The organism is Saccharothrix sp. BKS2, assembly GCF_047689505.1.
GTDB lineage: Bacteria > Actinomycetota > Actinomycetes > Mycobacteriales > Pseudonocardiaceae > Actinosynnema > Actinosynnema lopnurensis.
Genome location: NZ_JAUQOL010000012.1, coordinates 181,098 through 201,567, shown reverse-complemented (window position 1 = coordinate 201,567; position 20,470 = coordinate 181,098). Strand labels below are relative to the sequence as shown.

Genomic DNA, 20,470 nt, shown 5'->3' with positions numbered 1-20,470 from the left:
ACCTCCCCCTACCTCGCGGCGCGCTCGGTGCGCACGCCACGCTAGTCACAACAGTCACACCTGTGTCGGAGGCTCGCCGCCCGGCATACGTACGAAAGTGTGGTGTATCACCCACTTTCGGGGGATTCGAATAAGCCTCTTGGCCCAAGATCACGCGGTTCGGACGTACCCCTGGGCGGCCAAACGGCGCACCAGCCCCTCCGGCGAGGTCTCCTCGGAGGTCATCGCGAAGCACAGGTGGTCGCGCCAGGCGCCCGCCACGTCGAGGTAGCGCCGGAACAGGCCCTCCTCGCGGAACCCGGCCTTGGTCAGCACCCGCAGCGACGCCGCGTTCTCCGGCCGCACGGTCGCCTCCAGCCGGTGCAGGCCGCCCTCGCCGAAGCAGTGGTCGACCGCCAGCGCCAGCGCCGCCGTGGCCACGCCGCCGCGCGCCCGGTCGGCCGCCACCCAGTAGCCGACCCACGCCGAGCGCAGCGAGCCGCGCACGACGTTGCCCACGGTGATCTGCCCGGCCAGCTCACCGTCCACGGTGATCGTGAACGGCATCGCCTGGCCGCGCCGGGCCGAGGACTTCAGCGCCGACCACTGGGCGGGCCAGGCCAGCACCGCGTTGCGCTCGTGCCACCCGTCGACCGCGGTGGGCTCCCAGTCCTCCAGGTACGCCTGGTCGCGCAGCCGGATCCGCGACCACGGCGAGGCGTCGAGCAGCTTCGGCGGGCGCAGCGCCACCAGGCCCGCGGCGACCCGCAGCGGTCCGAGCCGCGCGGGCCAGCCGGGGTGTCGCCCGCCCTCCCACGCCAGACCCATCTATCCCCTTTGCGCCAGGAAGGTGACCAGGACCTCGTCGCCGACCGCCACGTCCGTCACGTCCTCGTCCACCACGACCAGGCAGTTCGCCTCGGCCAACGAGGCCAGCAGGTGCGCACCCGACGTACCCAGCGGCTGCACCAGGTACTCGCCGCTCTCGGCGTCGCGCAGCAGTTGGCCGCGCAGGTAGCCGCGCCGCCCCTTGGTCGAGGTCAGCGGCGACAGCAGCCGGGCGCCGACCGCCCGCCGGTACGGGTTGCGCTTGCCCAGCGCGGCCCTGATCAGCGGCCGGACCAGCACCTCGAACACGACCAGCGCGCTCATCGGGTTGGCGGGCAGCAGGAACGTGGGCACGGCGTCCGGGCCGAGCCGCCCGAAGCCCTGCACCGAACCGGGGTGCATGGCCACCCGCGTGCAGTCCAGGTCGCCCAGGTCGGCCAGCGCGGCGCGCACCTCGTCGCCGATGACGCCCCCGACGCCACCCGCGATGACCACGATCTCCGACAGCAGCAGCCTGCCCTCGACGACCTCCCGCAGCCGGCGCGGGTCGGCGGACAGGATGCCGACCCGGCTGACCTCGGCGCCCGCGTCCCGCGCGGCGGCGGCCAGGGCGTAGGAGTTCACGTCGTAGACCTGCCCCTGGCCGGGGGTGCGGTCGACGTCCACCAGCTCCTCGCCGACGGAGATCACCGACACCCGCGGCCGGGGGTGGACCAGCACCTTGTTGCGCCCGACGGCGGCCAGCAGGCCGACCTGGGCGGCCCCGATGGACGCGCCGCGGCGGACCGCGACGTCACCGGTCTGCACGTCCTCGCCGGTGCGCCGCACGTAGGCGGCGGACGGCACGGACTGCCGCACGGCCACCTTCGCCGGGTGCTCGTCGGTGTGGCCGAGGGGCACCACGGCGTCGGCCAGCGTCGGCAGGGGCGCGCCGGTCGCGACCCGGACCGCCTGGCCCGGTTGCAACCGCCGCGGTTGGCGCGACCCGGCGGGGATCTCGCCCACCACCGGGAGCGTGACCGGGTCCTCGTCGGCGTTCTGCACGTCCACGCTGCGCACCGCGTAGCCGTCCACCGCCGCCTGGTCGAACCCCGGCAAAGCGCGCTCGGCGACGACCTCCTCGGCGCAGAGCAGCCCCTGCGCCTCGGAGATCGCGACCCTCACCGGGGCGGGCCGCACCGCGGCGGCCACCACCCTGGCGAGCTGCTCGTCCACTGACCTCATGTGTTGTTGACCCTCGTTCAGGAGTTGTCGAGGCGTTCCCGCAACCACTCCCCCAGCTCGGCACCGTAGTCCGGGTGCTCGAGTGCGAAGTCAACCGCAGCCTTGAGGAAACCCCCGGGATTGCCGAGGTCGTGTCGCCCACCCCGGTGGACGACGACGTGCACGGGGTGACCCTCGTTGATCAGCAGCGCGATGGCGTCGGTGAGCTGGAGCTCGCCGCCGGCGCCCGGCGTGATGCGCTTGAGCGCGTCGAAGATCGCCCGGTCGAGGAGGTAGCGGCCGGCCGCGGCGAACGTCGAGGGCGCGTCCTCGGCCTTGGGCTTCTCCACCATGCCGATGACCTGCTTGACGTCGTCGTCACCGGTCTCGCGCACGTCGAAGACGCCGTAGGCGGAGATCTGCTCCCGGGGGATGTCGAACGCGCACAGCACGCTGCCGCCGAACTGCTCGCGGACGGCCGCCATCTTGCCCAGCACGCCGGTGGGCAGCACCAGGTCGTCGGGCAGCAGGACGGCCACGGCCTCGTCCTCGCCGGTCAGGTTGCCCTCGGCGCAGCCGACCGCGTGGCCCAGGCCCAGGGCCTTGTCCTGGATCGCGGTCTCGACGGTGAGCAGGTTGGAGGCGCGGCGGACCTTGGCGAGCAGGTCGGACTTGCCGCGGGCTTCGAGCGTCCGCTCCAGCTCCGGCTGCGGGCGGAAGTACTCCGCCACCGCGTCCTTGCCGGGGGAGGTCACGATCACCAGCCTGGTCGCGCCCGCCTCGGCGGCCTCGGCGGCGACCAGTTCGATGCCGGGGGTGTCGACGACCGGCAGCAGCTCCTTGGGCACCGCCTTGGTGGTCGGGAGGAAGCGCGTGCCCAACCCCGCCGCGGGCACGATTGCTGTCTGGAAGGCGCTCATGAACTGCGAGGGTAACGGCGTGCGTGAGGTGATCTGTGACGACGTCCGGTGAACGTGACCAGAAGCTCACGCTGCGCACACGGCTGCGGGCCCTCCGGCGCAGCGGACCGGTGCCCGACATGTCGGCCGAAGTGCTGCTCGCCGCTGATGCTTTTGCCGTTTCCGCCGGTCGGACCGTGTGCGCTTATCTCGCTTCGCGGTTCGAGCCGGGGTCGTTGGCGATGGTGGAGGCGCTGCGGTCGCGCGGGTGCCGGGTGCTGCTGCCGGTGGTGGTCGGGCCGGCGCTGGACTGGGCGGTCTACGACGGGGAGCTGAGGGCCGGGGCGTTCGGGCTGCGGGAGCCGGTGGGGCCGCTGCTGGGCCCGGCGGCGGTGGGGTCGGCGGCGCTGGTGCTGGCGCCCGCGCTGGCGGTCGACCACGCGGGGGTGCGGCTCGGCAAGGGCGGCGGGTACTACGACCGGGCCCTCGGGTTGTCCACAGGTCCGGTGGTGGCGGTTGTGCGCGACGAGGAGTTCGTGCCCTCCCTGCCCGCCGAGCCCCACGACGTGCCGGTGGACGCGGTCCTGACGCCGTCGCGGGGGCTGGTCCGGCTGCCGCTGTGACGTTGACCTGTGGTGTTTGCGCGGTCTATGCCGGGTGACGCATCATTGGTGTTGGCACTCTCGACGTCCGAGTGCCAAGAGGACTCGTTGGAGGGCCTGCCGTGCCGACCTACCAGTACGCCTGCACCGAGTGCGACCACCGGTTCGAGGCGGTGCAGTCCTTCTCCGACTCCGCCCTGACCGAGTGCCCGCAGTGCTCCGGCAGGCTGCGCAAGCTGTACGGCGCGGTGGGCGTGGTGTTCAAGGGCAGCGGCTTCTACCGGACGGACAGCCGGGCCTCGTCGTCCGCGGCCGCGTCCTCCTCGAAGGGCGAGTCGAAGGGTGACTCGAAGAGCGAGTCGTCCTCTTCGCCCGCTTCGCCGACGCCCTCGTCGTCGTCCGCGTCGTCTTCTTCCTCGTCTTCGTCGTCTTCGTCCGCACCGGCCTCCGCCGCGTCCTGACGTTCCCGACCACCGCCCCCGAGTTGTCCACAGCTCGGGGGTTCGCCCTTTTCCACCCCCCGCCACCCCCCTAGCGTCGAAGCCGTGATCCTCCACCTGAGAAGGTTCCTGGCCCTGCTGCTGGCGCTGGTGGCCGCCGTCCTGGCCGTGCTGCCGGACGGCCCGCTGGTCGACGTGCTCGTGGCGGCGCGCGACCTGCCGCCGGACGTGCCCCTCACCGAGGCCGACATCCGCGAGGTCGCCATGCCACCGCCCCTGGCGCCGTCCGGGGCCGTGTCGCGGGCCGCGGCCGTGGGGCGCGGGCTGGTGGGCGCCGCGCGGGCGGGCGAACCGCTGACCGACGCGCGGTTGGCGCCGGTCGACCCCGGGGTGTCGGCCGTGGCGGTGCGGCTGGCCGACGGCGGTGTGGCCGGGTTGCTGCGGCCGGGCAGCCGGGTGGAGGTGGTCGGCGCCGGGGCTCAGGTGCTGGCGGCGGACGCCTCGGTGGTCGCGGTGCGCGACGAGGAGGTGGTCGTGGTGTCGGCGGCGCGCGCGGCGGCCCGGCGGGTGGCCGCCGAGTCGCTGGCGGGGCCGGTCACGCTGATCCTGCGCTGATCCCGCGCCGAGGAGTCCGGACGCGTACCCGGCACCCCCTCGGGGTAGGTCGTGGGGTCGTTACCCTCCGCTCGCCCCATCGACTCATGCGAACAAGGAGCCGGCTCGTGATCAAGGGCTTCAAGGACTTCCTCATGCGCGGGAACGTCATCGACCTGGCCGTGGCCGTGGTCATCGGCACCGCGTTCAACGACATCGTGAAGTCGTTCACGGAAAAACTGATCAACCCGATCGTGGCGTCCTTCGGCGGCGCGAACGTGAACGGGCTGGCGGTCCAGCTCGGCGACAACGAGAAGACGGTGATGGATTTCGGCTCGGTCATCACCGCGATGATCAACTTCCTGATCGTCGCGGCGGTCGTCTACTTCATCTTCGTGCTGCCGGTGAACACGGTCCGGGAACGGCGCAAGCGCGGCGAGGAAGCCGGGCCGCACGAGCCGACCGATGTCGAGCTGCTGAAGGAGATCCGGGACCTGTTGGTGGCGCAGCAGGGTGGGTCCGGGCCGAGCGTGCCGAGGAAAGGACCGTTCAACGAGAGCTGACCGACGCGGCGCACCGGGCTGGTGAGCCCGGTTCGGCGCGGCCCCTGGTGTCGCAGGTCCGGTGTCGCAGGTCCGGTGTCGCAGGTCCGGTGTCGCAGGTCCGGTGTCGCAGGTCCGGTGTCGCAGGCCGGGCACCACGGGCCTGATTGCCCCGGACGGGTGCCGCGAGCCCGGGTGCCGCGAGCCCAGGTGGCACCGAGGCAGGGGCACCGAGGCAGGGGCACCGCAGGCTCGGCACCGCAGGCCGGGTCGTGCCGCGAACCCGGTCCGGCGGTGGGCGCGGGAAGGGGTTGTCCGACCGACGCGGCCGGCGGCCGGGCGTGCCTAGCATCGGGCGGTCACCACCCTGAACCCATCGGAGGTCCCGTGCTCACCGCCGTCCGTTCCGCGGCCGCCGCGCTGGCTGTCGCGGCCGGTCTGACCGTCGTCACCGCGCCGGCCGCCACCGCGGCGCCCCGCGTCCTCTACTTCTCGGACCTGGACCGGTGCCGCGTGGCGCAGCTCAACTACGCCCGTTCGGGGTGGTTCATCCGCCAGGGCTGCACCGCGGACGTCCACGTCAACGGCAAGCCGGCCCGCTGGCGGCTGATGGTCGAGTAGCGGGTCAGCCGTGGTGGGGCGGGCGGTTCTCCTCGTACCACTCGTCCCCCCGCGCCGCGGGGCGCGGCTCGTCCGACGACGACTCCGGCAGCACGTCGCCGAAGACCTCCGCCAGGCGCCGGCGACGTGCCGCCTCCTCCGCGTCGGCAGCGGCTGCCGGCGCGGAGGGGGCGGCGGTGTCGTCCGGTCCGGTCACGCCTCGTCCAGGCCGGACAGCTGGTCGATCACGTACGGCACGAGCGCCGACAACGTCGCCATGCCGTCGCGCACCGCCGCCCGCGAACCGGCCAGGTTCACCACGAGGGTGCTGCCCGACACGCCGACCAGGCCGCGGGAGATCCCCGCGTCCACCGCGCCCGCCGCCAGGCCCGAGGCCCGCAGCGCCTCGGCGATGCCGTTGATCGGCCGGTCGAGCACGCCCTGCGTGGCGTCCGGTGTCATGTCCCGGGGCGACACACCGGTGCCGCCGACGGTGACCACGAGGTCGACGCCACCGATGACCGCGGTGTTGAGCGCGGCGCGGATGCCCGCCACCTCGCCCTCCACCGCGACGGTGCCGTCGACGATGAACCCTGCTTCTTCCAGCAGCTCCGTGACCAGCGGCCCCGTGCTGTCGTCGTGCTCACCGTGCGCCACCCGGTCGTCCACGATCACGACCAGGGCGCGTCCGAGGCGCTGCGCGCTGCGTTCCATGCGGATCACCGTATCCGGTGCCCCGATCCGGTGGTTCCGTGCCCTTCCGGCCGTCAAGCGGCGCGCGACCGGTCCGACGCGCTCAGCGGCAGGCGCACCTCGAACCGGCAGCCCGGCCCGTGGTTGCGGGCGGCGATCGTCCCCCGGTGCGCCTCCACCAGCCCGCGAGCGATCGCCAGCCCCAACCCGCCACCCACCGGCTGCCGGTGCGGCGCCCCCCGGAAGGCCACCTCGAACACCCGGGGCAGGTCGGCCTCCGGGATGCCGCCGCACGAGTCGTCCACGCGCAGCAGCGCCGACGAGCCGTCCACGTCGACGCGCACGGCCACCGTCCCGTCCGGCGGCGTGTGCCGGATCGCGTTGGACAGCAGGTTGCGCACCACCCGGGCCAGCTCGGGGTCGCTGCCGAGCACCACGGGCCAGGTCGCCGCGTCCGCCTTGAGCACCACGCCCTTGCGCGAGGCCACCGGCCCCTCCGCCGCCACCACCTCGCTCACCACGTCCGCCAGCGGCACCTCGGACAGCGTCAGCCGCAGCGCGCCCGCGGTGATGCGCGACAGCTCGAACAGGTCGTCGACCATCCCGGACAGCGCCGACGCCTCCCCCGAAATCCGGTCCGCGTAGTCGGCCACCTCCTCCGGGCGCGCCACCACGCCGTCCGCCAGGGCCTCGGCCATCGCCCGGATGCCGGCCAGCGGCGTGCGCAGGTCGTGGCTGATCCACGCGACCAGCTCGCGCCGCGACGCCTCCGCGGCGCGCTCCCGGGCCCGCGCCTCCCGCTCCCACACGCTGCGCCGCGCCAGCGCGCGCCCCAGCAGCACCGCCGTCGGCACCGTCACCACCGCGACCAGCAGGCACACCAGCAGGGTGGTCGTCAGCATCGGCGTGAACATGAACCCGCTGACCGCCAGCACACCGCCGATGGTCGACACCACCGGTACGAGCCCCAGCACGGTCAGCGCGGTGGCCAGCGACCCGTGCGACAACCGCCGCAGCAGGACCGCGCCCAGCAGCGCCGGCGGCAGCGAGAACAGCACCGCGTACGGGAGGACGTGCCAGACCTCGACCAGCATCACGCACCGCCGCCGTACCGGTAGCCGACGCCCCACACGGTCAGGATGCGCCCGGGACGCGCCGGGTCCGCCTCCACCTTCTCCCGCAGCCGCCGCACGTGGACGGTCACCGTGGACTGGTCGCCGAACTCCCAGCCCCACACCCGCGACAGCAGCTCGGCGCGGCCGAACGCGGTGCCGCGGTGGGTCATGAAGAACACCAGCAGGTCGAACTCGCGGGTGGTCAGCGCCAACTCGCGGCCGTCCAGCCCGGCCGACCGCGCGCCCACGTCGACCCGCAGCCCGCCGTCGACGAGCACCGACGACGACCGCGCCGGCGCCACCCGCGACCGCCGCAGCACCGAGGTCACGCGCAGGGCCAGCTCGCGCGGGCTGAACGGCTTGGTCACGTAGTCGTCGGCGCCCAGCCGCAGCCCGGCGATGCGGTCCTCCTCCTCGCCGCGCGCGGTGAGCATCACCACCGGCACCGCGCTGCGCGCCCGCAGCCGCCGGCACACCTCCAAGCCGTCCACGCCGGGCAGCATCAGGTCCAGCACCACCAGGTCCGGCTCCCGCTCGGCGAACCGGCGCAGCGCGCCCTCGCCGTCACCGACCAGGTCGACCTCGTGCCCGGCCAGCTCCAGGTACCGGCGCACGACGTCGCGCACCGTCACGTCGTCGTCCACGACGAGCACCCGTCCGACTGCTTCTTCCACCAGAGCCTCACCAGTTGGTCGACAGGAGGTGGTCGACCGCGGAAGCGATCACCGCTCGCGCCGTGGGCCGCGGTCGTCGCCGGGCGGGCGCCGGCACCACCGACCACATGGTGGACGACAGCCGGATCCGCTCGACCTCGGCCTTACCCGGCCCGGACACGTCGGCCGGCCGGATCGCCGTCGCCGTCGCCGTCGCGGTCGCGGTCGCGGACAGGAGGCCGCACGCCGGCAGGTGAGGGGCGGCCTGCCGGTATGCGGCCTCGGTACCGGCTCGGGGCACGTGAGCCGGGGTCTTTGGGGGGGTGTCGGTCAGCGCACCTCGACGGGCTGGCCGCCGAGGGTGACCTCCACGGTGCGGCCGTCACCGGTGGTGAGCTGCACCTTGTCGCCGGGCGCGCGGGACCGGACGGCCGCCACCAGGGCGTCGGAGCTGTCGATGGGCCGGTCGCCGAACCGGGTGATCACGTCGCCGTCCCGGATGCCGGCCGACGCGGCGGCGCTGCCCGAGGTGACCTCGCTGACCTGCGCGCCACCGCGGGGCGCGTCGGTCACCTGCACGCCCAGCACGGTCTGGGTGGCCTTGCCGGTCTCCGCCAGCTCCTTGGCGGTGCGGCGGGCCTGGTCGATCGGGATGGCGAAGCCGATGCCGACCGAGCCGGCCTGCGACTGGCCGGTGTTCGGGCTGTAGATGGCGGAGTTGATGCCGACGACCCGGCCCCGCATGTCCACCAGCGGGCCGCCCGAGTTGCCGGGGTTGATCGCGGCGTCGGTCTGGATGGCGTTGAGCACGGTCGCCTGGCCGCCGCGCTCGCTGCCGGCGCTCACCGGGCGGTTCAGCGAGCTGACGATGCCGCTGGTCACCGTGCCGTTGAGGTCGAACGGCGAGCCGACGGCCACCACCTGCTGGCCGATCCGCAGGTCGCCGGAGTTGCCCAGTTCGGCGGTCGGCAGGTCGGAGACGTCCTCGGCCTTGACCACGGCCAGGTCGGACGTCGGGTCGCGGCCGACGACGCGGGCGTCGAACGCGCGGCCGTCCTGGAGCTGCACCTGGATCGCGCCGCCGTTCGCGGCGGACTCGACCACGTGGTTGTTGGTCAGCACCAGGCCGTCGGAGCTGAGCACGAAGCCGGAGCCCGCGCCGCCCTGGACCTGCACCTGCACCACGGTGGGCAGCACCCTGGCCGCCACCTGCTCGATGGAGCCGTCGGGCGAGCTGCCGGTCTGCTGGGCGGGTGGCACCTGGTTGAGCGCGTTGACCACCGGCCCGGACCGGTCGGCCGCCTCGTAGCCGACGTAGCCGCCGACCCCGCCCGCCACGCCGCCCACGGCGAGCACGAGCGCGGCGATCCCCGCGACCACCTTCCCCCGGCCCCGGCGCGGGGCGGGGGCGGGTCCGAGCGATCCGGGTGGCGCGTAGTAGGGGCCGGGCGAGCCGGGTCCGAACGGCGGCATCGCGCCCGAGGGGGTGGGCGACGACGCGCCGTGGTCCGCGGCGTGGGTCTGTGAACCGGGGTGGGTCTGCGAACCGGGGTGACCGGGGTGGAAGCCTCCCTGCCAGGCTCCCGCCCCGGCGCCCGGCAGTCCGGCGCCGCCCTGCACGGCGCCGAACGAGCCGGTCCCCGTCTGACCGGTGCCGCCCTGCGCGGCACCCGTCGAGTCGAAGGCGGTCCGGCCGGGGTCGCCCTGCACGACCCCGGCCGAACCGAACGCGGCCCGGTCGGCGTCGCCCTGCACGCCGCCGACCGGACCCGAGGTGGTCTGACCGGTGCCGCCCTGCACGCCACCGGCCGAACCGAACAGGGTCTGACCGGCGTCGCCCTGCACGCCACCGGCCGAACCGAACGTGGTCTGACCCGAGCCGCCCTGTGCGGCGCCCGCCACACCGGGACCGGGCTCGTCGGATCCGAATCCACCCGGGCGGCCGGCGCTGCCCTGCACAGCGCCCGCCGGCCCGGTGTCCGACCGACCGGTCCCTGCCACCGGTCCGTCGGGGTCCGGCCGACCAGCACCCTGCTGCCGGTGACCGGAGTCCTCATGACCTCGCTCGGCGCCGCCACGGGCCCAGGGGCTCGACTGCTGGGGATCGCGCGGCTGCTCGCTCTCGGTCATGTCCACAACTCTGCGGTTTCCGCCTGAGAGGAGCCTTAAACGAAACTGGGCATCAGTTGTGAAGTCCTCGGGCGGACCCCTCGGGGGTTCACGCACCGTGACGACCACCTGCTGGGACCATGGGCCCATGCGCGAGGTCCAGCTGCCCGAACCCCGGTGGATGCGGGCGCGGTGGGCCGCGTTCGCCGCCGTCTGCGCCGCTCGCGGCTGGGGCGACAACTGCCACGCCGCCGGCCCGCGGTGGCACTACGACGACGGCGGCGGCAACTGGGCGGACCTGGTCCACGTCGACGCGGACCGGGCCGTGCTGCTCGGGCACGACCACGAGTACTCCGAGACCTACCACGGCCGGGCCGCCGAGTACTTCGGGGAACCGGAGACCGACCTCCTGGCCGGCGCGCCCGACTGGTGGGCGGCCCCCGTGCGCGCGGCCGAGGCCGACGGGCTGTGGGTCGGGTTCGCCTACGGCTTCCGGGACGGCTGGCTGCGCGCCGACTACGACGCCGACGACGGCTTCGACTCGGTGAACCCGCCGTTCGCCGACGAGGCCCGCTGCCGCGGGCTCATCGACGAGTACACCGGCGGGCACGCCACGACGGCCGCGGTCGACGCGCTGATCGCGGCCGACGCCGACGTCACCGGGGAGCTGGTGGCCGCCGTCGTCGGTCCCGGGCTCGACGCGCGGGCGGGCGCGGCCGCCGCGCGGGCGTTCCTAGGCGCGTAGCCGCTCCGCGATCTGCTCGGGCGTCGCGTCGTTGATCCACACGCCCATGCCGGACTCCGAACCGGCCAGGTACTTGAGCTTGTCCGCGGTGCGCAGCACCGAGAACACCTCCAGGCGCAGCCACGCCAGGTCGCGCCCGGTCCGCACGGGCGCCTGGTGCCACGCCGCGATGTAGGGCAGGGGCCGGTCGTACAGGGCGTCCAGCCGGTGCAGCACGGTCAGGTACAGCGCGGCGAAGTCGTCCCGCTCGGCGTCGGTCAGCGCGGGCAGGTCGGGCACCTGCCGGTGCGGCACCAGGTGCACCTCGACCGGCCAGCGCGCCGCGGCGGGCACGAACGCCGTCCAGTGCTCCCCCTCCGCGACCACGCGCGTGCCCGCCGCCCGCTCGGCCGCCAGCACGTCGCCCACCAGGGGTCGGCCGTGGGCTTCCCGGTACCGCCGCGACGCGGACAGCACCCGCTCGGTCCGGGGCGTCACGAACGGGTAGCCGTACACCTGCCCGTGCGGGTGGTGCAGGGTCACGCCGATCTCCTCGCCCCGGTTCTCGAACGGGAAGACCTGCTCGACGCCCGGCAGCGCGCCCAGCGCGGAGGTGCGGTCCGCCCACACGTCCACCACGGTGCGCACCCGCGACACCGGCAGCCGCCCGAACGAGCTGTTGTGGTCGGAGGTGAAGCAGACCACCTCGCACCGGCCGCGACCGGCGGCCCGCGCCACCATCGGCATCCCGTCCACCGCGGCGGGCAGGTCCGGCACGCTCTCCGCGAAGGACGGGAACCGGTTCTCGAACACCGCCACGTCGTAGGACGGCTCGGGGATCTCGGTCGGCTTGCCCGGGGTGGACGGGCACAGCGGGCACAGGTCGGCCGGCGGCTTGTACGTGCGCGTCTGCCGGTGCGCCGCCATCGCCACCCACTCGTCGGTCAGCGGGTCGCGCCGCACCTCCGAGAGGGGCTGCGCGCGCGGCAGGTCCCGGGTGTCCACCGCGTCGCGCGCCGGCGCGTCCGGGGTGTCGTCGAAGTAGATGATCTCCCGGCCGTCCGCGAGCCTGCCCGTCGTGCGCCTCACGCCAGTTCCTCTCCCCGCCCCGGCACCCGCGCCAGGACCAGTTCACCGACCTGCTCCCCCAGCACCACCCGGGCCTGCTCGGGCAAACCCCCGTCGGTCACCAGCACGTCCGCCTCGTCCAGCGCGGCGATGGTGGAGATGCCGACGGTGCCCCACTTGGTGTGGTCGGCCACGACCACCACCCGGCCCGCCGCGTCGACCAGCGCGCGGTCGGTCTCGCTCTCGTTGAGGTTGGGCGTGGTGAAGCCGGAGCGCTCGGCCATGCCGTGCACCCCCAGGAACACCACGTCCAGGTGCAGCGACCGCAGCGCCTGCACGGCCACCGGCCCGACCAGGGCGTCCGACGGCGTGCGCACCCCGCCGGTGAGCACCACGGTCCGGTCGGTGCGCCCGCTCTGCTGGAGCACGTCGGCGACCCGGATCGAGTTGGTCACCACGGTCAGGTCCGGGATGTCGTCCAGGAACCGGGCCAGCGTCCACGTGGTGGTGCCGGCGGACAGGCCGATCGCGGTGCCGGGGCGCACCAGGCCCGCGGCGAACGCGGCGATGGCCTCCTTCTCCGGCAGCGAGCGCACGGACTTGGCCTCGAAACCGGGCTCGTCGGTGCTGCGGCCGACCACGGAGGTGGCCCCGCCGTAGACCTTCTCCACCAGGCCGCGGGCGGCCAGCACGTCCAGGTCGCGGCGCACCGTCATGTCCGAGACGCCGAGCCGCACCACCAAGTCGCTCACCCGCACCGCGCCCGTCCGGCGGACCTCTTCCAGGATCACCGCTTGCCTCTGCCGCGCCAGCACCTCACACCTCTCCCCTGACCACGACCACGCCCCCGGCGGGCACCACCACGCGCCCGGTCACCCGCTCACCGGACAGCAGTTCGACGCCCGCCGCGGGCAGCTCCGCGTCGCCGCCCCCGTGGTTCACCGCGACCAGCCACGATACGGGCGCGCCCGCCCGCTCCCCCCGACGGCGGACGACCTCGACGCCCTCGGGCCCGCGCGGCACGCCCGCGTGCTCCAACACCCCGCGGACCAGCCGGTCCAGCCCGTCGCCGGTCAGGCCGCACGCGAGGTACCAGGCGGCGCCGTCGCCCCGGTCGTTGCGGGTCACCGCGGGCACGCCGGCCAGCGGCCCGTCCGCGTAGGAGGCCAGCACCCGCGCGCCCTCGGTCCGCAGGTCCTCGGTCCACACGCGCGCGGTCGAGCCGTCGTCCAGCGCCACGGCCGCGCCCTCGCCCAGCGGGTGGAACTCCTCGGTCCGCACGCCCAGCAGCTCCCGGAACGCGCCGGGGTAGCCGCCGAGGTGGACGTGGCCGCGGCCGTCGGTGACGCCGGACAGGTAGGTCACCAGCAGCCGGCCGCCGTCCTCGACGTAGCGCTCGTAGGGGGTGGCGTCGTCCACCAGGTACAGCGCGGGCAGCACGGCCGCGGCGTAGCCGGACAGGTCCGCGCCGGGCGGCACGAAGTCGACCGTCACCCCGGCCCGCCACAGCGCGCGGTACAGCGCCAGGGCGTGGTCCTGGTAGGAGAAGTCGGCCGTGGGGTGCGCGGGCTGCCCCAGCGCCCACCGCGACTGCCAGTCGTAGACCAGCGCCACCGACGCCTCGACGGTCGAGCCGACCAGCTCGGCCAGCCGCGCGTACTCCGCGCCCACCCGCTCCACCTCGCGGAACACCCGGGTGTCCGGGCCCGCGTGCGGGACCATCGCCGAGTGGTAGCGCTCCGCGCCCGCCCGCGACTGCCGCCACTGGAAGAACAGCGTGCCGTCCGCGCCGCGGGCGACGTGCTGGAACGAGTTGCGCCGCAGCTCGCCCGGCCCCTTGGCGAGGTTGCGCCGCTGCCAGTTCACCGCCGAGGTCGAGTGCTCCATGAGCAGCCACGGCCGCCCGCCGGCCAGGCCGCGCACCAGGTCCGCGGAGAACGCCAGCTCGACGTGCCGCTCCGGGTCCTCGGCGCGGGTGTAGTGGTCGTTGGACACGAAGTCGACCTCGGCGGCCCACCGCCAGTAGTCCAGCGCGCCGAACGTCCAGGTCACCATGAAGTTCGTGGTCACCGGCACGGCGGGGGTGACCTCGCGCAGCACGTCCCGCTCGGCCGTGAACAGCTCCAGCAGGGCGTCGGAGGAGAACCGGTCGAAGTCCAGCAGCTGGCCGGGGTTGCCGAGGGACGGCGTGGCGCGCGGCGGCAGGACCTGCTCCCACGAGCTGTAGCGCTGGCTCCAGAACGCGGTGCCCCACGCCTCGTTCAGCGGCTCCAGGTCGCCGTACCGGGCCCGCAGCCACGCGCGGAACGCCACCGCGCACCGGTCGCAGAAGCACCGCGACACGTGGCAGCCGTACTCGTTGCCCACGTGCCAGGCGGCGAGCGCCGGGTGCTCCCGGTACCGCTCGGCCAGGGCGCGGGCCAGCGCGACGGCCTTCTCCCGGTAGACGCCCGAGGAGGGGCAGTAGGACTGCCGGGAGCCGTGGGAGAGCCGCACGCCCTCGGCGGTCTCGGGCAGGACCTCCGGGTACGCGGTGGTCAGCCAGGGCGGCGGCGAGGCGGTCGCGGTGGCCAGGTCGACCCGGACGCCGCCCTCGTGCAGCCGGTCGAGCGCCCGGTCCAGCCAGCCGAACTCGTAGCGGCCCTCCTCGACCTCGATCAGGGCCCAGGAGAAGATGCCCACGCTGACCAGGTTCACCCCGGCCCGCCGCATCAGCTCGACGTCCTCCGCCCACACGGACTCGGGCCACTGCTCGGGGTTGTGGTCGGCGCCCCAGGCCAGGCCGCGCACACCGGTGGGCCACGTCGTCATGCCGCCAGGGTGCTCGATCCAGAGCGCAAACGTCAACACAGTCCAACAAGAGCACTCGTCGGAACCAGCGATTTTTCCGACGATCACCACACCCTGGTGAGTCTTGTTTACTGTGTGTTCGGTCTACCGGCTTGCGTCACCCGACGAGTGGTTGACCGGGTGCGCCAGCGGCGCCGGCCGGCCGGGCAGCCGCAGCGCGAACAGCGCGCCGCCCTCCGGGGCCCGCCCCACGTACGCGGCGCCGCCGTGGCGCTCCGCGACCTGCTTGACGATCGCCAGCCCCAGCCCGGAGCCGGGCAGCGTGCGCGCCTCGTCCGAGCGGTAGAAGCGCTCGAACACGTGCGGCAGGTCGTCGTCCGCGATGCCCGGACCGGAGTCCGCCACCTCGACCACCGCGCTGCCGTCGCCGAGCTGCCGCAGCCCCAGCCGCACCACGCCCCGCGCCGGGCTGAACTTCACCGCGTTGTCCAGCAGGTTCAGCACCGCCCGCTCCAGCGCCGAGGAGTCGCCCAGCAGGGACCACGGCTGCACGTCGACGACGAACCGCACGTCCGACGCGCGGCGCCGGGCCCGGTCCAGCGCCCGCTCCACCACCTCGACCAGGTCCACCGGCTCGTGCACGACCTGCGGCGCGTCCTCGCGGGCCAGCTCCACCAGGTCGCCGATCAGCGTGGTCAGCTCGTCGAGCTGGGCTCGCACGTCGGCGTGGATCTCGGCCTTGTCCTCGTCGGCCAGCGTCGGCGAGCCGGGCCGCTCCGAGGCCAGCAGCAGCTCCAGGTTCGTGCGCATGGACGTCAGCGGCGTGCGCAGCTCGTGCCCCGCGTCCGCGACCAGCCTGCGCTGCCGCTCCTGCGACTCGGCCACCGCGCCGAGCATCGCGTTGAACCGCTGCGACAGCAGCGCCAGCTCGTCGTCGCCGGAGACCGGGATCGGCCGCAGGTCGCCGGTCAGCGCGACCCGCTCGGTGGCCTCGGTCAGCCGCTGCACCGGCCGCAGCCCCGTGCGCGCCACCGCCGTGCCCGCCACCGCCGCGACCAGCACGCCCAGGCCGCTGATCACGAACAGCACCACGGCCAGCTTGCCCAGCGTGGTGTTGAGCGGCTTGGTGGACTGGGCGATCAGCATCGCCTGCCCGTCGCCGTAGGGCAGGGTCAGCACCTGGAACCCCGACCGGGTGTCGACCCAGGAGTTCTCCAGCGCCACCCCGCGCGCCACGTCCAGGTCGGCGGGCTGCGTGGGCGGCGGGCTGGTGCCCTTCGGGTAGTAGATCTGGCCGGAGGTGTCCAGCACGCCGATGCGGATGTCCCCCGCCGCCAGGAAGGCGCCGGGGATCTCCGTCACGTCGTTGTTGACCTTGGGCGCGGTGACCGCCGCCTGCGCCCGCTGCCGGAGGTTGGACTCCAGCTGGTCGTGCAGGTTCCGGCTCACGGTCATGTAGGCGCCCAGCGAGACGACGGCCACCGCGCCCGCCACGCAGAACGCGGCGAGCAGGGTGACCCGGGCGCGCAGCGAGACCCGCTGCAACCGCCCGTTGGCGGCGTCGATCACGGAGGGGTCTCCCGCAGCACGTAGCCCACGCCGCGCACGGTGTGCAGCAGCCGGGTCTCGCCCTCGGCCTCGGTCTTGCGGCGCAGGTAGCCCACGTAGACCTCCAGGGCGTTGCCCGAGGTCGGGAAGTCGTAGCCCCAGACGTCCTCCAGGATGCGGCCGCGCGTGAGCACCTGCTTGGGGTGCGCCAGGAACAGCTCCAGCAGCGCGAACTCGGTCCTGGTCAGGCTGATCGGCCGCTCCCCGCGCCGCACGTCGCGCGTCCCGGGGTCCAGCTCCAGGTCCGCGAACCGCAGCACCGCGCCCGCCGACCCGTCCCTGGGGTCGTCCGGCGTGGCGCGCCGCAGCAGCGCCCGCAGCCGGGCCAGCAGCTCCTCCAGCGCGAACGGCTTGGGCAGGTAGTCGTCCGCGCCCGCGTCCAACCCGGACACCCGGTCGGACACGGCGTCGCGGGCGGTGAGCACGAGGATCGGCAGGTCGTCGCCGGTGCTGCGCAGCCGGCGGCACACCTCCAGGCCGTCCAGGCGGGGCATCATCACGTCCAGCACCATGGCGTCGGGGCGCTGGTTGACGACGGACTCCAGGGCCTGCTGGCCGTCGCCGGCCAGGTCGACCTGGTAGCCGTTGAACTGCAGCGAGCGCCGGAGCGACTCCCGCACGGCCCGGTCGTCGTCGACAACGAGGATGCGCATGGGATCAGTTTTGCCGGTGGTCCTGAGAGCCGCCTGAGAAGCCCGTGTGAGCTACCCGTCAAGTTTTCCGGGCACCGGGGCGTTCCAGTCGCGCCACAGGGCGAGCAGCCGCAGGCCGACGATGAGGGCCGACCCGACCGGGCTCACCAGCGCCGCCGGCAGCCCGAGCTGGTGGCCGACCACGACGACGACCGCGCCCGCCAGGGCCGCCACCGCGTAGATCTCGCGCCGCAGGACCAGCGGGATCTCGCGCAGCAGCAGGTCCCGCAGCGCGCCGCCGCCGATGCCGGTGGTCATGCCGACCAGGCACGCCGCGTACGGCGGGGCGCCCAGCGCGAGCGCGGTGGCGGTGCCCCCGGTGACGAACAGGCCCAGGCCGACCGCGTCGAGCAGCAGCACGGCCCGCCGGAGCCTGGCCACGGTCGGGTGAGCCCAGAACACGACCAGCCCGGTGCCCCCGGCAACGGCCAGGTAGGGCCAGTTCACCAGGGCGGCCGGCGGGTGCACGCCGAGCAGGACGTCCCGGATCGTGCCGCCGCCCAGCGCCGTGGTCAGGGCCAGCACGACCACGCCGAACACGTCCAGCCGGGCGCGCACCGCCGCGACGGCCCCGGAGGCGGCGAACGCGGCGATCCCGACCAGCTCCAGCGCGGCGAGCAGCACGGGTGGTCAGGTTAGAAGAAATCCGCCAGGCGGGGGACACCCGGTGCGCCGACCAGCCGATCGAGCACCCGGCCGTCACCGTCCAGCAGGCCCGCGCGCCGCAGCGCGTGGCTGTTCTGCATCCCGCTGAACCAGGGCCCCAGCGCGCGGGCGTGCAGCCGCACGTCGCCGCCGCCGCCCGCCTCCACCCGCACCCGGCCGTCCTCGACCACGAGCCGCCGCCGGCCCGCGTGCCACGGCGCGTGCCCGTCGACGACCTCCAGGTCCACGGTCGTGGTCAGCCCCTCGGCGGCGGGCCAGCCGCGCGCCGCCACGGCCGCCGGCAGGTCCACCACCCGCAGCAGCCAGGCGGACGCGGTCGTGGTGAACCGGATCGCCTGGTCGGTCAGCAGCCCGGTGGTCGCGGGGTCGGTGACCCGCACCGCCACCCGCTCCAGCACCCCGGCCCAGCTGCGCAGCTGGGCCAGCAGCCCGAGCTGGGTCGCCGCGTCCCGGGCGACCAGGTCGTGCACCCGCAGCCCCTCGGCGTCGCGCTCGGCGGTCAGGTAGCCGCGGACCTCGCCGTCGTGGCCGGGCACCACCGACACCACGGCGCGCTCCAGCACGTCCGCCGCCCGGAAGGCGGGCGCGGCGCGGTCGAGCATCCCGTTGACCGTGGACGCGAGGTCGCAGTAGCAGGCGTGCAGGGCCGCGAGGTCGCCCTCGACGGCCGGGCGGGCGTCCGCGCGGGCGCCCGCGGGTATCCGGTCCAGCGGGAAGTCCAGGCGCTCGAACACCCCGGACCGCTCCCACCCGCGCGACCGGTACAGCGCGGGCACGGTGGCGTACAGCACCGACAGCGCCTGCCCGCGGTCGCGCATGTCGCGCAGGGCGGCGTCCAGCAGCGCGCTCGCCACGCCGCGCCCCCGAGCCCACGGGTCGACCGCCACCCCGCCGATCCCGCCCGTGGGCACGGTCGAGCCGCCCCAGAACTGGTGGAAGTCCGAGATCGCGAGCGCGCCCGCGAGCCGCCCGTCCAGCTCGGCGGCCAGCCCCCGCGTGCCGGGGCGCGCCTCGACCGGGTCGGACCGGCCGAACGCGACCCGGTGCAGCCGGCCCAGCGGCTCCAGGTCGTCGGGGGTCAGCTCGCGGATCGGCACGGGTCCCCGCCTACCAGGTGAAGAAGCCGCGGCCGGTCTTGCGCCCGAGGTGGCCGGCGGCGACCTTCTCCCGCAGCAGCGCGGGCGGCGCGAACCGGGGGCCCAGCTCGGCGGCCAGGTGCTCGGCGATGGCGAGCCGGACGTCCAGGCCGACGAGGTCGGTCAGCCGCAGCGGTCCCATCGGCCAGCCGTAGCCCAGGCGCATCCCGGTGTCGATGTCCTCGGCGCTCGCCACGCCCTCCTCCAGCATCCGGATCGCCTCCACCCCGACGGCGACCCCGAGCCGCGAGGTGGCGAACCCGGGCGCGTCCCGCACCTCGATCACGGTCTTGCCCAGCTGCTCGGCCCAGGCGCGGGCCCTGGCCACGACCTCGGGCGACACGCCGTCGTGGTGGACCAGCTCGACCAGCTGCTGGACGGGCACGGGGTTGAAGAAGTGCATCCCGAGCACCCGCTCGCCGGGCAGGCCCGAGGCCAGCGCGGAGATCGAGAGCGACGAGGTGTTGGAGGCCAGCACGGCGTCGGGGCAAGCGCTTGCGGCGGCGGCCAGCACGCGCCGCTTGAGCTCCACGTCCTCGGGCACCGCCTCGACCACCAGCGCCGCGGCCACCGGCTCCAGCCGCTCCGCGACCACCAGCCGCGCGAGCAGCTCCTCCGGGTCGGCGTCGAGCCTGCCCCGGTCGGCGGCCTTGCCCAGCGACGCCGCCACGGCCCGCCGGGCGGCGGGGACCCGGTCCGCCCCGGACTCGACCAGCACCACCTCGTGGCCGCCGGCGAGCAGGAGGTGCGCGATCCCGGCGCCCATCGTGCCGCCACCGATCACCACGGAGATCATCGGACCGCCTCCATGTAACACCCGAGGGCTGGTTTTCCGGCGAACTGTAACACCGGGGCCGGGCACCATGGTCCCGTGAGGATCATCCTGCTGCGCCACGGCCAGAGCCTGGGCAACGTCGACGAGCTGGCGTACTGCCGCATCCCCGACCACGCCCTCCCGTTGACCGAGACCGGCGAGCGGCAGGCCCGCGCGGCCGGCTCGCGGGTCAGGGGACTGCTGGGCGGGAACCGGGTCGCGGTCTACGTGAGCCCCTACACGCGCACCCGCAACACCCTGCGGCACCTGGACCTGGGCGCGCTGGCCGAGCGGACCACCGCCGAGCCCCGGCTGCGCGAGCAGGACTGGGGCAACCTCCAGGACCCGGTCCAGCAGGAGGTGCTCAAGCAGCAGCGGCACGCGTTCGGCCACTTCTTCTTCCGGCTGCCCAACGGCGAGTCGGGCGCGGACGTGGACGACCGGCTGGCCGCGTTCCTCGTCGACCTGGAGGCGCGGATGCGCGAGCCCGGCCACCCGGCCGACGCGCTGGTGGTCTCGCACGGCCTGACCATCCGCCTGCTGTGCCGGCGGCTGTTCGGCTGGAGCATCGAGCTGTTCGAGTCGTTGTCCAACCTCGACACGTGCGAGGACCGGGTGCTGACGGACGACGGCGGCGGCTGGCGGCTGGACCGGCCGTTCGAGCAGTGGCGCGACTCCCCGGACGGCGAGGTCCAGGGACCGCTCGGCTAGCCCG

Annotated in this window: 24 protein-coding genes; 8 read left to right on the top strand and 16 right to left on the bottom strand. The window is 74.6% G+C overall.

The genetic code is table 11. The annotated features are described in order from the left end of the window. Window positions 1-150: 150 nt before the first annotated feature. The 3 genes from Q5530_RS25705 to Q5530_RS25695 are packed head-to-tail and all read right to left on the bottom strand — an operon-like array spanning window position 151 to window position 2,930. Window positions 151-807, bottom strand: a complete 657-nt coding sequence (locus tag Q5530_RS25705; RefSeq protein ID WP_415365317.1) for a GNAT family N-acetyltransferase — start codon at window positions 805-807, stop codon at window positions 151-153. Then, entirely contained in the window at window positions 808-2,031 is a 1,224-nt protein-coding gene (gene glp / locus Q5530_RS25700; RefSeq protein ID WP_415365316.1) for a gephyrin-like molybdotransferase Glp, read from the bottom strand. A gap of 17 nt (window positions 2,032-2,048) precedes the next feature. Next, the gene (locus Q5530_RS25695) at window positions 2,049-2,930 is read right to left on the bottom strand and encodes a UTP--glucose-1-phosphate uridylyltransferase (RefSeq protein ID WP_415365315.1); all 882 of its coding nucleotides are present in this window, start codon (window positions 2,928-2,930) and stop codon (window positions 2,049-2,051) included. A gap of 35 nt (window positions 2,931-2,965) precedes the next feature. On the opposite strand from Q5530_RS25695, the gene Q5530_RS25690 reads away from it, so the two are divergent. The 5 genes from Q5530_RS25690 to Q5530_RS25670 all read left to right on the top strand — a co-directional run bounded on the left by Q5530_RS25690 (window position 2,966) and on the right by Q5530_RS25670 (window position 5,708). Beyond that, window positions 2,966-3,532 (top strand): 5-formyltetrahydrofolate cyclo-ligase, encoded by a 567-nt coding sequence (locus Q5530_RS25690; RefSeq protein WP_415365313.1) that lies wholly within the window; start codon window positions 2,966-2,968, stop codon window positions 3,530-3,532. 101 nt (window positions 3,533-3,633) lie between these two features. Beyond that, window positions 3,634-3,972: an FmdB family zinc ribbon protein gene (locus tag Q5530_RS25685; RefSeq protein ID WP_415365312.1), complete on the top strand. Its 339-nt coding sequence runs from the start codon at window positions 3,634-3,636 to the stop codon at window positions 3,970-3,972. 84 nt (window positions 3,973-4,056) lie between these two features. After that, window positions 4,057-4,566 (top strand): SAF domain-containing protein, encoded by a 510-nt coding sequence (locus Q5530_RS25680; protein ID WP_380637358.1) that lies wholly within the window; start codon window positions 4,057-4,059, stop codon window positions 4,564-4,566. 107 nt (window positions 4,567-4,673) lie between these two features. Continuing rightward, the gene (mscL, locus tag Q5530_RS25675; RefSeq protein WP_415365311.1) at window positions 4,674-5,108 is read left to right on the top strand and encodes a large conductance mechanosensitive channel protein MscL; all 435 of its coding nucleotides are present in this window, start codon (window positions 4,674-4,676) and stop codon (window positions 5,106-5,108) included. A gap of 366 nt (window positions 5,109-5,474) precedes the next feature. Then, window positions 5,475-5,708: a hypothetical protein gene (locus tag Q5530_RS25670; RefSeq protein WP_415365310.1), complete on the top strand. Its 234-nt coding sequence runs from the start codon at window positions 5,475-5,477 to the stop codon at window positions 5,706-5,708. A 4-nt stretch (window positions 5,709-5,712) separates the two neighbouring features. Here the strand turns inward: Q5530_RS25670 and Q5530_RS25665 are convergent, their stop codons facing one another. From Q5530_RS25665 to Q5530_RS25650, 4 genes are read right to left on the bottom strand one after another with little or no spacing between them, the layout of a single operon-like run. Next, entirely contained in the window at window positions 5,713-5,904 is a 192-nt protein-coding gene (locus Q5530_RS25665) for a hypothetical protein (RefSeq protein ID WP_380637356.1), read from the bottom strand. After that, on the bottom strand, window positions 5,901-6,401 hold the full coding sequence (locus Q5530_RS25660) for a molybdenum cofactor biosynthesis protein B (RefSeq protein ID WP_344033797.1): 501 nt from the start codon (window positions 6,399-6,401) through the stop codon (window positions 5,901-5,903). The genes Q5530_RS25665 and Q5530_RS25660 overlap by 4 nt, the downstream gene beginning before the upstream one ends. Before the next feature lie 53 nt (window positions 6,402-6,454). Then, window positions 6,455-7,474, bottom strand: a complete 1,020-nt coding sequence (locus Q5530_RS25655; RefSeq protein ID WP_415365309.1) for a sensor histidine kinase — start codon at window positions 7,472-7,474, stop codon at window positions 6,455-6,457. Continuing rightward, on the bottom strand, window positions 7,474-8,169 hold the full coding sequence (locus Q5530_RS25650) for a response regulator transcription factor (protein WP_415365308.1): 696 nt from the start codon (window positions 8,167-8,169) through the stop codon (window positions 7,474-7,476). The genes Q5530_RS25655 and Q5530_RS25650 overlap by 1 nt, the downstream gene beginning before the upstream one ends. A 14-nt stretch (window positions 8,170-8,183) precedes the next feature. Between Q5530_RS25650 and Q5530_RS25645 the strand changes: the two genes are divergently transcribed. Beyond that, window positions 8,184-8,405 (top strand): hypothetical protein, encoded by a 222-nt coding sequence (locus Q5530_RS25645; RefSeq protein ID WP_415365307.1) that lies wholly within the window; start codon window positions 8,184-8,186, stop codon window positions 8,403-8,405. Between the two features lie 73 nt (window positions 8,406-8,478). On the opposite strand, the gene Q5530_RS25640 is transcribed toward Q5530_RS25645, so the two are convergent. Continuing rightward, entirely contained in the window at window positions 8,479-10,050 is a 1,572-nt protein-coding gene (locus tag Q5530_RS25640) for a S1C family serine protease (RefSeq protein ID WP_415365306.1), read from the bottom strand. 355 nt (window positions 10,051-10,405) lie between these two features. On the opposite strand from Q5530_RS25640, the gene Q5530_RS25635 reads away from it, so the two are divergent. Next, window positions 10,406-11,002: a proteophosphoglycan 5 gene (locus Q5530_RS25635; RefSeq protein WP_415365305.1), complete on the top strand. Its 597-nt coding sequence runs from the start codon at window positions 10,406-10,408 to the stop codon at window positions 11,000-11,002. Here Q5530_RS25635 and galT read toward each other — a convergent pair. From galT to Q5530_RS25595, 8 genes are all read right to left on the bottom strand, one after another. Beyond that, window positions 10,991-12,070, bottom strand: coding sequence for a galactose-1-phosphate uridylyltransferase (galT, locus tag Q5530_RS25630; protein WP_380637351.1), 1,080 nt, complete (start codon window positions 12,068-12,070; stop codon window positions 10,991-10,993). The two genes, Q5530_RS25635 and galT, sit on opposite strands and share 12 nt — an antisense overlap. After that, the gene (locus Q5530_RS25625) at window positions 12,067-12,864 is read right to left on the bottom strand and encodes a DeoR/GlpR family DNA-binding transcription regulator (protein ID WP_380637350.1); all 798 of its coding nucleotides are present in this window, start codon (window positions 12,862-12,864) and stop codon (window positions 12,067-12,069) included. Before Q5530_RS25625 ends, galT begins: the two co-directional genes overlap by 4 nt. 1 nt (window position 12,865) lies before the next feature. After that, entirely contained in the window at window positions 12,866-14,860 is a 1,995-nt protein-coding gene (locus Q5530_RS25620) for a beta-galactosidase (RefSeq protein WP_415365304.1), read from the bottom strand. A gap of 123 nt (window positions 14,861-14,983) precedes the next feature. Further along, window positions 14,984-16,408, bottom strand: coding sequence for a sensor histidine kinase (locus tag Q5530_RS25615; protein WP_415365303.1), 1,425 nt, complete (start codon window positions 16,406-16,408; stop codon window positions 14,984-14,986). Further along, entirely contained in the window at window positions 16,405-17,100 is a 696-nt protein-coding gene (locus Q5530_RS25610; protein WP_415365302.1) for a response regulator transcription factor, read from the bottom strand. Before Q5530_RS25610 ends, Q5530_RS25615 begins: the two co-directional genes overlap by 4 nt. A 51-nt stretch (window positions 17,101-17,151) precedes the next feature. Then, window positions 17,152-17,763: a trimeric intracellular cation channel family protein gene (locus Q5530_RS25605; RefSeq protein ID WP_415365300.1), complete on the bottom strand. Its 612-nt coding sequence runs from the start codon at window positions 17,761-17,763 to the stop codon at window positions 17,152-17,154. An 11-nt stretch (window positions 17,764-17,774) separates the two neighbouring features. Then, window positions 17,775-18,902: an enhanced intracellular survival protein Eis gene (gene eis / locus Q5530_RS25600; RefSeq protein ID WP_415365299.1), complete on the bottom strand. Its 1,128-nt coding sequence runs from the start codon at window positions 18,900-18,902 to the stop codon at window positions 17,775-17,777. A 10-nt stretch (window positions 18,903-18,912) separates the two neighbouring features. Beyond that, the gene (locus tag Q5530_RS25595; protein ID WP_380637344.1) at window positions 18,913-19,737 is read right to left on the bottom strand and encodes a 3-hydroxyacyl-CoA dehydrogenase family protein; all 825 of its coding nucleotides are present in this window, start codon (window positions 19,735-19,737) and stop codon (window positions 18,913-18,915) included. Between the two features lie 75 nt (window positions 19,738-19,812). Here Q5530_RS25595 and Q5530_RS25590 point away from each other — a divergent pair, with 75 nt between their 5' ends. After that, window positions 19,813-20,466, top strand: a complete 654-nt coding sequence (locus Q5530_RS25590) for a histidine phosphatase family protein (RefSeq protein ID WP_415365298.1) — start codon at window positions 19,813-19,815, stop codon at window positions 20,464-20,466. The last annotated feature ends 4 nt before the right edge of the window (window positions 20,467-20,470 follow it).

Excerpts from the sequence above, each read along its gene's own strand:
- Q5530_RS25660 (WP_344033797.1), bottom strand. The coding sequence starts at position 6,401 with ATGGAACGCAGCGCGCAGCGCCTCGGACGCGCCCTGGTCGTGATCGTG.
- Q5530_RS25635 (WP_415365305.1), top strand. The coding sequence starts at position 10,406 with ATGCGCGAGGTCCAGCTGCCCGAACCCCGGTGGATGCGGGCGCGGTGG.
- Q5530_RS25610 (WP_415365302.1), bottom strand. The coding sequence starts at position 17,100 with ATGCGCATCCTCGTTGTCGACGACGACCGGGCCGTGCGGGAGTCGCTC.
- Q5530_RS25655 (WP_415365309.1), bottom strand. The coding sequence starts at position 7,474 with ATGCTGGTCGAGGTCTGGCACGTCCTCCCGTACGCGGTGCTGTTCTCG.
- Q5530_RS25595 (WP_380637344.1), bottom strand. The coding sequence starts at position 19,737 with ATGATCTCCGTGGTGATCGGTGGCGGCACGATGGGCGCCGGGATCGCG.
- glp (WP_415365316.1), bottom strand. The coding sequence starts at position 2,031 with ATGAGGTCAGTGGACGAGCAGCTCGCCAGGGTGGTGGCCGCCGCGGTG.
- Q5530_RS25705 (WP_415365317.1), bottom strand. The coding sequence starts at position 807 with ATGGGTCTGGCGTGGGAGGGCGGGCGACACCCCGGCTGGCCCGCGCGG.
- Q5530_RS25695 (WP_415365315.1), bottom strand. The coding sequence starts at position 2,930 with ATGAGCGCCTTCCAGACAGCAATCGTGCCCGCGGCGGGGTTGGGCACG.
- Q5530_RS25620 (WP_415365304.1), bottom strand. The coding sequence starts at position 14,860 with ATGACGACGTGGCCCACCGGTGTGCGCGGCCTGGCCTGGGGCGCCGAC.